Source organism: Gammaproteobacteria bacterium CG11_big_fil_rev_8_21_14_0_20_46_22 (assembly GCA_002796245.1).
GTDB lineage: Bacteria > Pseudomonadota > Gammaproteobacteria > UBA12402 > UBA12402 > 1-14-0-20-46-22.
In genome coordinates, this window is sequence record PCWT01000010.1 from 14410 (window position 1) to 28129 (window position 13720).

Genomic DNA, 13720 nt, shown 5'->3' on the forward strand with positions numbered 1-13720 from the left:
TGTTTAAAAAAGTTGCTGATATTGTTAGGTAAGAAGACGGGGAATGTGTCGTTTAGACGTGTGCAGTTTCCGAGAAAGTTAAGCGGGCCGTCACACCCTAGCGAGAATAGTGTCACAAGCGTGGCAATGGCCAGCAGAGCAAAAAAAATACCGATGACTTTTCTGGCGTGCTCCTGCCCCCAGGCGCAATGAGTACGGTTTATATGCCAAACTCAGCGGTCTCATGAGTGAGCACATCTTCTGCCGGTGGTTTCAAAAGACCCTCCAGTGTGGCCCGGCACAAGTTGCCAAAGGGGAGATGATCTGTGCAATTTAAGGCTAAAAAAAGGATGAATGCGATAATAAACAGCGCGATTAACACTCTGGCGCAGGTTACCTGGCAGACGCTGGCTTGATGAGGGGGTGGGGCGACGGGATTGCCTAACATGGGTTTATCCTTTTTGTGATTTTTGGCTATTCTAGCAGCTTTGTTTTTACTTTTCATCTGGGCGGATTGTTGAGTGAATTCAAGCGAGCTTTCCGCCATGCCTAACTACTTGGCTCAAAATTACGTTGAGCTTGATGCGCTTGTGGCGGTTTAACTGCACCGAAATAACCGACAGAATATGAAGTGGAAGTGGGTTGTGGTGGTATCGAAGCCTGCGTGCTTTTGGCTGTGGAAGTTTGAACAGCGCTCGACGCCGCTGGGGGTGGAAGACTCAAGTGAGTAGCGGCGCTGCTGGTGGCTGCTTGGCTTGGGTGCTGCACTTTATGCGCTGTTGTTGTGCGGGCGCTCAGTGCAGACTCTCGTGCTAATCTTGCAAGTGCAGCACTGGTTGCGTCAAGGTTCTGAGTGGGGGGGAGTCTTTCGGGTCTAAAAAATGGCGCACTTGGATCGAAACCTAAAACGATTTGGCTCATGTTAGCCCGTCCGCGGTTTTCATGAAAAGCTGTTCTAGCTTCATCACTCGGTTGTAGGCCCATTCTTGTTTGTAAGGTTTGGGCTGCTGTATAAGGCACAGAAGGACCCCGGGTGATTGGAGGTCTGGGGTTTCTTGGTGTGTTTGTTCTTGGTCCTTGTTTGGATTCTGGTGGTGGACTGGAGTCGTCACTTCTTGGTGATGTTGTGTGGAGAATGCCGGGTGCGGAAGGCGGTGGGGGTGGGCCGTCGTTGTTATGAAAGTCATGGTCAATTTGATTGAATAGGCGTCTGAACTTCTCGTGTAATTTCTTCTTACGCTCAGCATCTCCATGGGGACTATTTAGGTTGACTTCTGTTAATTCTTTAACATAAGCAATTAATGATAAAAGCTCTGGCTCTTCATAGTTGTATTTTATGCAGTCAGACAATGTCTGACAAAAACCGAGGAGAGCTTGAAGATTATTATGGCAAGCGTATAAGCTTTGTTCTTTGTAGATGAGGTGAGCTTTGCAATAATGTCGCCAAGCTGCTTGAAGCGCTCTTTTTTCTGGTGGAGTGTTAAGGTAGGCTTGGGCCGAAAAAATTTTGGCTAAATGGTAATGCGATCGTGCTGTGTCTGTGTGTGCATTTGATAGGCAAAGTTGCCGCATGCGCAAGGCTAAGCTGCAGACTTCCTGGGCTTCTTTTAGTAAGGGAACTTGTGCCATGCTATCGCCGGTTTTGAGTTTCGCCTGTGCTAATAACACCAAGCCGAGCCTGTCATAGAGGGTTGCGATAGTTGGGTGGTCAAAACTTTTCGGTTCTCTACCCAGATATTCATGGATTTCATGAATAGCCTTGCGCAAGCTTTTTTCTGCAAGCTCAAGTTCTATTGCTTTTTCACTCTTTGAGTTCAGTCGTTTGGCTCTTTTAAGCTGGGTGAGAGCAATACTTGCTTTGCAGGAGGCAATGTTGAAAAAATTCGGCTTTGTTCCTTCGCTAAGTTGACTTAGGCTTAATTCAAATAAGCGTTCAGCGTGATGTAAATTGTCGAAGGTCTTTTCTTGCTCTAGGAAGCAAAGACCTTCGATGTAACGAAGTTTAGCAATCATCTTTTCTGTGAGTGGCGCCCGGCCGATGACGTTTATTTCCTCAATTTGTTTGGCAATCTCTTTCAGTAGTTCTGAATTGTCTTTGGTTAGTAGTCGTTGTCGAACCAGGTTAGCTTTGGCGGTAATGTAATACATCCAGACTTCGGTGCGATTGGCGAGGCTGATTTCATTGTGGCGGAAAAGTTGCAGGCTCAGTGATCTGGCTTGCTGAGCATATTCATGGGCGGCTAGATGGTCAGAGCATTGTTGTGCGATTAAAAATTCCGCTTTTCTCAATGAAAGCTGAGCTCTTTGCGTGTTGTTGAGGGCGTTGAGTTTGTTTAAAAGGCTTTCGAGTGGCGGTAGATAAAATCGTAGTGAGGCATTTTTTTTGACGAGTATCTCGATGAGTCTAGCTAAGCTTTCGATGGTTTGATTATCCAAATGAGCAATACTGATACCATTGAGTTTTTTAACTAGATTAAATCCATGGACCCAGAACTCAGACCATAGAGCGAAATCTTGTTTGGGATGTATGGTTTCCGATGCCTTTAACAAACAGATGATGGCTTGATGAATTGATGCGTTGTCTTTGAGCGCTTCTTCAGCCAGAGTATTCGCTAGTGCAGGAGATACACTGTAATGATCACCTGTGCGATGAAGGTAAGTGGTGTATTGGGCTAGCGACTGCAGAACTTGTTTCTTTAAGGTTTCATCATTGTTCAATAGTTTGAGTAGAAAGGCTTCTGAAACATGGGTTGCGTCGAGTAACGATAGTCTCATTACATATGTGAGCGCTTCTTGAGTATCGGTGCCTTGCCAGCGTGCGTTGGCTCGCAAGGTATTAAGGATGACTTGACTAAATTCCCGGGCTCGTCTTTGACTTTGTATGTAAGAACGAATATTAATGGCATAGTTGTTTATGCACTGAATGGCCATTGAAAGTGTTTCGGGATGATGGTGGCAGTATTCGGCTAGGCTATCAATATCATTTTCATCCAAGGGGTTTCTTCTAATTTGGTTTCTGATATATTCGCGCGCTTCATTTACAGTGAACAAATCAACAGGCTCTACGGTAAAGCCATCTGGCCATAAATCACCTAGGCTACTGGAGATAATTAGCGTGGGAGATTTTGCATCAGGCTCCGGTAATAGGGATTGCAGCAGGCTTATGTCGCCGGGGTCGTTTAGATTGTTGATGTGCAGTAAGAAGCTGGCTGATGCATCTGTGAGCCATTGTCGCCATAGTGCTTTAACGGCTTCTGGATTATTTGATAAATTTCGGCAAGTCTCGCTACTGTTTTCTTGAAGCATTTTTTGCAAGGCTTGCAATAGGCCGTTTCTGGCGTCAATCGATATGTATTGTGCAAAATATGTTTTGTGGCATAGCGCTAGTCGGCTTGCTAGATTCGCTTTTTTTAGTCCCAGCATCCCCGAGAAAACTAGTCTGCTTGGTAAGGTTTGGTGGGAATATTTATGAAAGTAGCCATGGCGGTCAAGATAAGGCTCTTCTGGCTGGAGTGTTACTGCTTCAAGATTATATTCGATGGCTTCTATAACGGCTGCCAGAGGGTCTTTGGTTTCTCGCTGTCTTTCCATCATGATTTCAGTGGCAAACATTAAGTCTACGGTTTTTCTGCCAGGTGCTTGAGAAACAAACATCCGGGCGCTTTCTCTAGGGTGTCTTACTAGAGATGACGCTGTTGGTAGCCTTTGACTTACGCCGGCAAAATAATTATCAAGTGTGCAGAAGGGTTGTTCGCTTTTTTCTGACGTAAAAAGTGTTTGTAAGTAGTGTTTTGGTTTGGGTAGTGCTAATGCTAATGCTGTGCTGCCTCGATTAAGCAATACTTCCATGGTATTAGCTTGGTAGGGCTGTTCAGAAGCTGTCAGTAAGCGTTTTAAATATAGGGCTAGTTCATTTTGTATCTCAGGTGTTTTAAGCTGGTCTTCATTAAGAGTGGAGACTACTTCAAGCTGAACTTTCTGTGGTGCGTTAGAGATAATCGATGCATTGTCACTAATATTATCAAGCCTTAAAAATATTACTCCTCGGCGTTTTCCTATCACTAGATACATTCGGTGGTCACTGTATCCGCAGGGAACAACAAGGTCTGATCTCGAAGTTTGTTGAATAAAAAACTGAATAATGTTGTTCGATAGGGAGAGTAACTCGCTTTCTTTTTCTGCCGAGTCCGTCGGGTTGCTTTTATGGATCGATACGTTTTTTTTATGTATAAGGTAAGCTGAGACTAGAATTTTAATCTCGCTGAGCAAAAAATCGGCGTGATCAGTGTTATATTCTTCACTTAAATATGCGTGTAGGTAACTTGATAGTATCATAAGTAAAAATGCTTCTAACCCGGCACCTTCTATCGTAGCGATATATGCTTTTCGTTGGCTGGGGCTTAACTTTACAGCCAGTCGATATGAGGTATTGCTTGCTGTTAAAAGGCCGTCTCTGCTGATCAGTTGATTTTGCAGTTTGCTAAAGTAGTCATCAACCAGGATACCATTTAAAAAAAATTCAATTATGCTCTCTTCGTATTCTTTTAGTGCTTCTATGATTGTTTGTAAGACGACGAGTTTTTTTTCGTCTTCAGGAAGCTCTAGAAATCGTTTTCCATGGAGTTTTTCCGAAATGATTTTTTTTATATCAACTGGTTTTAAGGTGGGTGTCATCATGTGTTTCTGCTGGGTGAGCTGAAGTCGTGGTGTTCGACTCCAGCACGGATGTCAGCCTCCATTGCCTCCTCATTATCTGGTGTGATCGGTAAGCTTTTTTCAAGGTTGCTTAATGCAGTGCATAAAGTCTCTAATTGTTCTGCGCCGGGTTTTTTAGATGTTGGTAGTATAAACAGTAGCCTTATTAATAGTGATAAAGGATGGTCGATGGCCTCATAGTTTTCAGTTTTTGGGTGTTTTCTGAGTTTGGTTCGCCTTTCAAGTTGTTCAGTTTGTTCGTTCCAACGAAATAATGGGAAGCGCTGGTGTTCTTTGTAAAAACCACGCACCTTTCGGTAATGCTCATGTTCGACTATCATTCGTTTTAGTGACTGTATTTGCTCTTCACCTTTTTGATGATCATAGCCACTATCAGTTTTGTGGCATTCATGGTCATTTATTGCTTGTTTTAGTTCCGCTTGTTTTTTTGCTTCATCAGGATGTTTGTAATGCTTGTATCTAGCCTTAAAATTTCTCCAGTTTGTCTTCGTTGGTTCGTGAGGTGTGTATCGTAGAGGTTCATTGATGTCGAGGGTTTGCCGTGGGTTAGTATAAGCTTGATACACCTGTTCAAGACCAATTTGGCAAGCTTTATCTAGATAAACTCTATTTTTTTCTGTGGAAGGTTCGTAATTACAGCGATCACCCATAATGAAATAAGGTGTCTCTGGGTCTGCATCGTTAAAGGCCACTAAGCCATTTTTACCGTCAAGCTCATGCTGGCACCAGGACAGAAGGCCGGCGGTTTTGGGGCCAGCGTTTGGAAGCTCGGCAAGCTTTCTCCTTGGGGTGCGCATATGGCCTGAAGAGCCTAGGTCTTGTAGGAAGTGTTGTGCGGCCATTTCGTACTGCTCGGCCAATGAAAATAGCCGTGCAATCTCATCTGTATTCTGGGCTTTGCTAGCTGCTATGGCTGTTTGAATTGCAAGAGCATGGCCTGCTAGATAGGCATGCCTTGCCTCTTCGCCGAAGTGATCCAGGTTGTTTTTGGCCAGTTCAACGTATTGGCTTTCAAGAAAATTCGCAGAGCCTTCTGGCAGGGTAACGTAGGCCCAGCGGGCATTGTTAGGTCCTGACATAAGTTTGAGCTTTGCTTTTATTTTGCTTGGGCTATCGCTTTTATTTCGCGCAATAACACCTGCTTCGCTTCGGATCCCTTTAAGAATCTTATCGCGTGTTTCTGGGCTGCCTGTTTCAAGTGTGCTGAAGCTTGCTTTAAATCGTGCTATTCGGTCTCTTTCTGTGGCGCCCATGGAAATCGGTTCACCAGGTATACCATAATGGTCTCCAAAAAGCGCAGACACTTCGCCGGGCGAATAGGGGTGTGCGTTTGGACTGAAAAGCGCGCAGTTTCTGCGGTGGTCGATGCCAACAGTGTTGGCAGCCTTCATCATTTCTCGAAGCGTTATGAACTCGGCGTCGTTTTCGTGTGACTTTAAATAAGCCATATAGGCCGTGTCACCTATCATGGAGTGTTCACCGGAAGCAAAGCTTCTAGGTTCGTCTCGTCTCATTTGCGCTGAGTGTTGAGTTGACAGCGGGGTAAGTTCTTCAGGGGAGACGAAATAAAGCTCATCGTCTAGTGTGCCTGGTTCGCCGAGAGTTTCAAGGCCGCGGGTTGGGTCGGCTTTTAGAATATCACGTTCAGTTACGTGGTGGGTGTGATACAGTGGTTTGTTTTCTTCCGGCGGTGGTGTTTGTGTGTTGTCAGGCAACGCCATAGTCTCTCTCCTTGATAACTTGATCGTAGTCTATGAACGAAACCTTAAGGAAACCTTAAAGGCATCTTTCGAAATTCAACTTGCTGCGATAAACTGTGCAAAATTTTCCTCAAAGCTTGTCTCGTACTTGATGCGGGATGCTCGTTTATTAGCTATAAACTGCGCTTTTTCGTCAAATTTTGCTGCGTTTCTCTTGGCGATTTGAATTTCTAGAGGCGCCTTTAAATACATTGATTTGGTGCAAACTTTAATTCATAGTCGGCGATGATGAGTGGAGCTATAAGTCATGATCACCTACACCGAACTAGACATTGCACAAATTTTATCCATCAAGCCTGATCGGGCATTTCGTTTTACGGGTGTGGAGCACGATTCTCGTGCCAACTTGGTCGGCAAGTTATTTGTGGCGATCAAAGGCGAACGAGCTGATGGGCATGATTTTTGTCAGGCGGCTAAAGACCAGGGGGCCGCAGCCTTGTTGGTTGCGCATGCTGTAAACGTGGATTTGCCTCAGATCATTGTGAGCGATGTGATTAAAGCGCTGGGAAAACTTGCACAAGCTTGGCTCGCGCACTGTGGTGTGAAAGTCTGTGCGATCACAGGTTCAGCCGGTAAAACCTCGGTGAAGAATATGACGGCGAGCATTCTGAGTGCAGCGTTTGGTGCTGAGTGCGTATTTGCCACGCCGGGTAATTTTAACAGCGATATTGGTTTGCCGTTGGCGTTGTGCCAGCTTTCACCTTCGCAAGAGTATGCTGTGCTCGAAATGGGGATGAACCGTTTTGGCGAGATCGATTACCTGTCTCGCTTGGCCAAGCCGAGTGTGGCCTGCATTAATAATGTGTTGCCGGTGCACACAGCAGGTGTGGGCGGTATTGAAGGCGTGTTGAAAGCCAAGTCTGAGATTTTTAACGGCCTTCGAAAAGACGGTATCGTGATTATTAATCATGAGAATCGTTATGCGTCTGACATTAAACAAAGAACCGCAGCGTTTGGGCAGACGGTATTTGGTTTGTCGCCGGATTTAGATGTCTATGCGAAAGCGCTTCACATTGGCCCTCGTGGCACGCAGTTTGAGTTGTGTATACAGTCAGAGGAGTGCGTGTCGGTCAATTTGCCTTTTCCTGGCGAGCACTATGTGTTGAATGCCTTAGCTTCGGCCAGTTGCGCGCGAGCACTGGGCGCTAGTTTATCCTCGATTAAGGCCGGCCTAGAGGGCGCGGTACTTGAAAAACATCGCATGATGTTTTTAACAGGGCCGAATGGCGCGACGATTATTGATGATTGTTATAACGCTAATTTTGAAGCGGTATTGAAAAGCGCTGAAGTTTTGCTCTCACAAGCCGGTGAGCCCGTGTTGGTTTTGGGTGATATGGGTGAGATTGGTGACGATGAACAAGCGGTGCATGCAGAGCTCGGCAAGCGTTTGAAAGCGATGGGACTCAAAACGCTTTTGTGTTGTGGCCGATTAACCCAGTTTACAGCGCAAGCGTTTGGTGAAGGTGCTCAGCATTTTGATAGCAAGGCAGGTTTGCTTGAGACTTTGCCTGCCTATTGCCATAACAACGCAGTTTTGCTTTTTAAGGCCTCGCGCAGCCAGCGTTTTGAAGAGCTTGTTGATCCGCTAAGTTCGTAACAGACCCTATTAATTCCTAGGAATTTTTGTGAAGTATTCATCTTGATCTGCCTTTACTCAGGCTACACAAGACGGTTTCTACAGGCTATCTAGTGAGGTGAAGGCGTGCTGTTTTTCATCGTAAGCCAGCACCGTGCCGGTTTCGATGTCAAAGAACCACAGGTGAACTTTAAGCTTGCCTTCGTCAATGCGAGACTTGATCCAGGGGAAGCTTAGACAGTTTTGATAAGAATTAAATAGGGCTTTTTGGGCGAAGCGATCGGTGTTTCTTTCAGTTTCATCGTTATCGATGACCGAGACCCAGTTGGAGATGAAATCGTCTTGGTGCAGACTCTCTTCATGGAGTCGTGCATTCATGCCGCCACATTGGGCGTGACCTAAGATGACCAAATGCTTCACGTTTAAATAGCAAATGCCAAACTCGAGCGCAGCGCTGGTGCCGTGGTGGCGATCGTCTTTTTCATACGGCGGTATGATATTGGCCACGTTACGCACGATGAATAGATCACCCGGATCGGCTTGTAAAATGAGTGCGGGATCCACGCGAGAATCGCTGCAGGCCACGACCATGATGTCCGGATTTTGGCCGCGGTGGGCCAGGCGCAGCATCGTGTCGTTATCGCCTTCGACGTATTTCTGGCGAAAGCGGGCGTAACCGGCTTGGATTTTTTTGAATGATTTTTTCATAGGCTTGATCATAGAGTCATCTTCTGGTCTGGGCAAGGGTTAATATTACCTTAATCTAATTGGCCTATTATTCACCACCACTAAACAAAATAATAAATGGCCATGTTTGGATTAAAACAATTTTTGAAGCGCTGTGCTCGCATTTTTAGTTCCTCTAAGGGTGAGCTTAAGTGTGTGGCGCATTTTACTGATATCTTTACTTCGAAAGAGTTTGAATCTCTACGTTTGGAGTACATGGACGCACTTTTAGAACAAGCTTTTTTGTTTTTTTCTCGGCATAGCAAGCGTGAAATTGATGGGGCAATGCTTGATCGAGTTTTGGGTCAGCCACATTTGTTCAGCGAGTTGGTGTCAGACCTTATCCCTATAGCTCAGTCTATGCTTTTGCTGGATCGCTCATCGGCTGTATTAGTTTCGTATGAATTTCTGCGTTCATTGAGCAGTGGTGCCCCCGTTATTTCTGAGACCTTTCTTAAATTTTTAACGCTTCGTGCCGCGTTTAATCCCAATTTTGCTCGGAATTCTATTGTCGCGGGTATGGGCATGCTGATGAACGCTATGGAAATACTGCCTGTGGGTGGCGTTCTTGTTCTTGCATCGCCTTTTTTCTACAACTTGACTCAGCAGCGGCGTTTTCATGCCAAGAAATTAGAGCAAATTGATGAGCTTTTAAAGAGTGTATTGAAGATCGAAACACTGGACGAAGAAATAATCAATGCGGTGAGGTGTATTGCTAGTGTCACTGAAAGTGTGGGTGAGAGAAAAAAGTGCGACGCTTTGCAGCTTTTGCTTCACTGGCCAGTGGTCAAGGATCACCCGTGGCTTCGCTATGCGATTGAGTTTTTATTAAATCAGCACGAAAATGCACTAGATATGGATCGAGTGTTCTCTTCTCTTGAAAAAAAGCAGCCCAATTTTTTAAGTTGTTTTGATCTTAAGTTCACGCGGGAAGTGGGCAAGTGTTATGTCCTGAAATCGGGGCGCTTAATGAGTGTTCGTAATGCCCATCTTGAAAGTTATGAGGATTTTGATGAGTCTCAGATCGAATCACTTCAGAAGCTGATTGAAAACGGTGTTTTCTCGAGCTCACTCTCATGGTTTTGCCAATATGTATTTATGTGGGCTTTGATGAATCGCTTGGAAGAAATGATGGCGAGCTTTCAGCAACGTAGCGATAAAGAAAAAATTGAAGCAGTGAGGGCGCTCTTGGCTAGCATGCGGGCTTGCCCATTTTTTAACTTTGATTTACAACCACCTTTCAATCGAAACGAAACCAGTATCGATCGAGAGAGTATTTTTATCTATAGGCGCTTAGAGCAGTTAACCCTGCGAGCGAAAAACCTTGAGGCACGATGCCGTGGCGCGATGGAGCTTGATCACCATGCCGGTGATTACGTTGATCACTCGTTTGCTTATGTGTATCGCGGTGGAAATCTTGTTGAAAATCCGGCAGAAATCGCGGCTATTTTATGCCGTCAAGCAGGCACTTTGGATGAAGCCGATTCAAAGCTTGATCTTGAACGTTTTGCTTTGTCTGCTGAAGCGCTCAGTGGGCTTGAGGGTGATGTATTTCAAGCATTGCTTGGGTCGTTTCCGGCTTCAATCTTGGTGAGTCAGGCGTTGTTACTGAGACTCGAGCGTGATATTCGTGATACGCTGTTTATTTCAAGCGAATTGGTTAAGCGATATAAGCCCATGATTTTGGCACTTGATCAAAGCGCTCATCATGCTTTGTTTCAATACTGTTTAAATCCGGAAAAACTCGAAAAACAACAAGTGGCATCGCTCACTAAGGCTAATGTTTTATTAGCGTTTGGAGCGGGCCTTTATCTGGGTTTAGATGGTCGTGTTTGGAAGGCGGGTCAGCTTGATGAATCTGTTTCTGTAAGCATTGAAATCCAATCGGTAAGCGACTTGCTTAGTTTGCTGACGTTACTAGAATTAAAGCCACATCATTTAATGTTGAGGAAACATTGCATCGAGGCACTTTGTTCAAAATGTGGTTTTGATCTCTTGACGATTAAAGCTTATGAGCACTTGTTAAGACTTGCGGAAAAAGTTGGTGATGATGCTTTTAGGAAAGTCAAAGATCATCTGCACGGTTATCTTGTTCGCTCTCGCAACCCCGAGGATATCAAGCGCATGCTTGTCATCTTTCAGGATAGTGTGCGAGAAGGGTTGATCAGGCGCTGGATTGCTCTCTATCAAGAGATGGGGCGACATGAAGAAGCATTGCAGTGTGCAACCGAATATCAATGTGAGCTTGGTGATCTTGGCTATGAGAGCTGTGGCGAATTTTATTATCACTCAAAAAGTGGCGTATTATTTAAGCGCTTTGGGCGAAGCTTTCAGTGTGTGAATAATGTTCAGAGCTTGGGATTAAGCTCAGAATGTTTGGCTCAGTCTTTATCGGATCCTCTATTAAATCAGTGGGCTTTAAGGCTTGAGGCTTTGCCGGGTAAGTTGCCAGAAGAGCTTTATGAGCCCTTGGTTTCTTGCCTGGAGGCGCCGTGTCACACGCACCATGATTTGCTTGATCGCTTGTTAGCGGCAGGTCGACGTGAGCTGTTAAGCTACTGTGCGGGCAGATACTTTATGTCGCTAAGCGATCCTCGATATCAGCTAGCATTTAATTATTTGTTTGATGAAAGTACCCCGGTCACTGAAAGGCTCGGCAAGCGACTTGCCAACAATCTTTTGATTCTTCCATCTGGTGCGGTGTACCGATTTAACGAGCGAGCTATTTCAGCGCTTGATTTTTCAAGACCAGGTATTTTGATCGAATTTTTAAGTATTTACGCTACTGCGGTAAGGTATGGATCACAACCGCTTCGTGTGCTTGAGTTGATGGATCAGGCAATTTCTTCAGAGCGCTTGAGTCACTTAAAGGCTCGGCATTGGTTTGATCTATTGAGCATGAAGTCTGAGTGTGTCAATAAGGTCTTAGCTAAAGCTGTGCGGTCTTTTTTTCAGGCGTGTTTTCAAGACCCCGACTTTTCTGGTATTGAGTTGTCATTGCTTCCAGAGGCGTTCAAGTTTGAGGGTGTGCTGGATGACATTTTGCTTGAACGATTAAAACGCGGTGAATTTTCGCTTTTGTTTAGGCTAGGCGCTTTCGGGTCGTTGTGCTCTGATGAGTTTTTTAAACAAGTTTCGATTCGGTTTGTCTCAGATATTTCAACTGAAGAAGTCGCGGTTTTACGCGATGTTTTGATGCAGTGGCTTTTTCAGGGTGAAACCCTTGCTTCGCTCATGACTAAGCTGAAAATGCTTGATACTAAACCCAAAGAGGTTTTGGCAGGCAATGTCATTACCGAATTTCAAGAGAGGGGTGATCATGTTTCTGCGCTACATATTATTAGCGAGTATGGCTTTGCTTTTGAGGGCTTTGGGTATGCTCGCTCCGGACGGTTTGCTTATGAAACATCAAACGGCGGTTTGTTTTCTATGCCTGAATACAATCCCGTCGATTTTTCATCTGAATTTTTTGATAAGCTAAGTCTTGAAGATTGGCATGCGCTTTTTAGGGTGTGTTCAGCGAAGTGGAATCCACAATTAAATTTCCCTAAAAGGTATTTTGATTTGCTTGTGAAAGAGGCTGGTTATGCTGCAGTTTCGCTTGAGCTTTTGCCTGAAGGATTTAAAGAAGCTCAGCTTGTTGGTTCGTATCTAAAGGATCTTTGTCTTTCTGATCGCTTTGAAGCTTTTAAAGGCATGTATAAAGTATTTTCTGGCTGTCTTTCGGAAGGATTCTCTTCACAACTTTTTGCAACCGGCAAGGCACTAAAGGCAAATCGAGAGCTTCTGTCCGCTTTATGCGAAGCTGGGTGTTTAAAACGTGTGCTTGATCGCGCCAACTATTTTGTAAGCCCTGAGGGTTCGCTTGTGTATTTTGATGGATCGGTGGTCTCTGATGTTAATGTCGATAAGTTAGAAGACCCCCTGCTTTTGCTTGCTCTGAGCCGTTGCCGAGCGCTGTCCTGGCAACTCCCGTCGATTAATAAACGTTTGGGTTTTTTATTTAGGGCTTACTTGTACCGTTATTTTAATGGCGACACTCACGGCCGTATTGCTTGTCTGGAATGGATTTCCAGATTGGGTGCTAGCAAAGCTTGTGTAAAAGGTGGGCTGCTTCGGCGTTGGCTTGCACACACGATAGATTTTTCCTGCGATATAGATATTGAGTTGCATTTCAGTGAATACTCTTTTGAGATTTCTTTGGCCTTAAAAAAAGCGGGTTTTGAAGCTAGCAAATTTGTGCCTGGCTTGTGGCGCAATCAAAAGTTGAAAATTGATCTTATGATAAGTTTTGGTTCCTCCGTTTGTCCGTCAAAAATCTTTACTGTTAATGAAGTGGTTATGCCGTTGAGCAACTTCCTCATGTTTGCTAAATTCGACCCTAGACCAGATTTACCGATAACGTTTGAGGCTATTAACGAAGCAGTACTTAGCGATCTTTCTGGAAAAACATTGTCTAGCATAGACCAGAGTGTTGAGCTTGACGTAAGCGGAAAGCTTATTTTATTTTTCTTAACATTGCGCTACCACTTGGAAGAAGGGTTTGGTTTTTCTCCTGAGTTATTGCTTATGCTGAAGGCTTGGCTTGATTCTATTACAGAGCTTACCCCGGATCAGCGCGATACACTGAATGTTAAGTTCGGTGAGCTTACTGTTGCAGCGCGAGGGGTTGAAGTATTAAGGCCGTTGCTGGACGGCTTGGGTTTTTCTCCTTTTTTCAGGCGCCACGGTTATTTTTTGCCCGAAGCACCGGCTCCCCTTATCGATACTCAGCCGGGCAATGCCGATGTCGATCAGGCTGGGCGGGGTCATAATGCCTGATCTTGATCCAAGACTTGAACGTATTATTCAACGTAGGTCCCGGAGCCTACGGCGCGACTAACTTTAACGCGCTTTCTTCTAAGCGCCGCTTTCTCGGCGAATTGTGCCACGTTTCTCTTTGAAATTTGAATTTCTAGAAGCG

The 13720-nt window shown here is 44.9% G+C and carries 6 protein-coding genes; 2 read left to right on the forward strand and 4 right to left on the reverse strand.

What is annotated here, in order from left to right; translation table 11 throughout:
- Window positions 1-199 precede the first annotated feature (199 nt).
- The 3 genes from COV52_00965 to COV52_00975 are packed head-to-tail and all read right to left on the reverse strand — an operon-like array spanning window position 200 to window position 6416.
- Complete coding sequence (locus COV52_00965; protein ID PIR11988.1) at window positions 200-526, reverse strand: hypothetical protein; 327 nt, start codon at window positions 524-526, stop codon at window positions 200-202.
- A 2-nt stretch (window positions 527-528) separates the two neighbouring features.
- Complete coding sequence (locus COV52_00970) at window positions 529-4656, reverse strand: hypothetical protein (GenBank protein ID PIR11989.1); 4128 nt, start codon at window positions 4654-4656, stop codon at window positions 529-531.
- Window positions 4653-6416 (reverse strand): hypothetical protein, encoded by a 1764-nt coding sequence (locus COV52_00975; GenBank protein ID PIR11990.1) that lies wholly within the window; start codon window positions 6414-6416, stop codon window positions 4653-4655. Before COV52_00975 ends, COV52_00970 begins: the two co-directional genes overlap by 4 nt.
- A gap of 286 nt (window positions 6417-6702) precedes the next feature.
- Between COV52_00975 and COV52_00980 the strand changes: the two genes are divergently transcribed.
- Window positions 6703-8052 carry a hypothetical protein gene (locus COV52_00980; GenBank protein PIR11991.1) on the forward strand — a complete coding sequence of 450 codons (1350 nt, stop codon included), beginning with the start codon at window positions 6703-6705 and terminating at the stop codon, window positions 8050-8052.
- 78 nt (window positions 8053-8130) lie between these two features.
- Here COV52_00980 and COV52_00985 read toward each other — a convergent pair whose 3' ends face one another.
- Window positions 8131-8739 (reverse strand): carbonate dehydratase, encoded by a 609-nt coding sequence (locus COV52_00985; GenBank protein PIR11992.1) that lies wholly within the window; start codon window positions 8737-8739, stop codon window positions 8131-8133.
- Window positions 8740-8835: 96 nt separating this feature from the next.
- Here COV52_00985 and COV52_00990 point away from each other — a divergent pair, with 96 nt between their 5' ends.
- Window positions 8836-13578, forward strand: a complete 4743-nt coding sequence (locus tag COV52_00990) for a hypothetical protein (GenBank protein PIR11993.1) — start codon at window positions 8836-8838, stop codon at window positions 13576-13578.
- Window positions 13579-13720 lie beyond the last annotated feature (142 nt).

Excerpts from the sequence above, each read along its gene's own strand:
- COV52_00965 (PIR11988.1), bottom strand. The coding sequence starts at position 526 with ATGGCGGAAAGCTCGCTTGAATTCACTCAACAATCCGCCCAGATGAAA.
- COV52_00970 (PIR11989.1), bottom strand. The coding sequence starts at position 4,656 with ATGATGACACCCACCTTAAAACCAGTTGATATAAAAAAAATCATTTCG.
- COV52_00975 (PIR11990.1), bottom strand. The coding sequence starts at position 6,416 with ATGGCGTTGCCTGACAACACACAAACACCACCGCCGGAAGAAAACAAA.
- COV52_00980 (PIR11991.1), top strand. The coding sequence starts at position 6,703 with ATGATCACCTACACCGAACTAGACATTGCACAAATTTTATCCATCAAG.
- COV52_00985 (PIR11992.1), bottom strand. The coding sequence starts at position 8,739 with ATGAAAAAATCATTCAAAAAAATCCAAGCCGGTTACGCCCGCTTTCGC.
- COV52_00990 (PIR11993.1), top strand. The coding sequence starts at position 8,836 with ATGGCCATGTTTGGATTAAAACAATTTTTGAAGCGCTGTGCTCGCATT.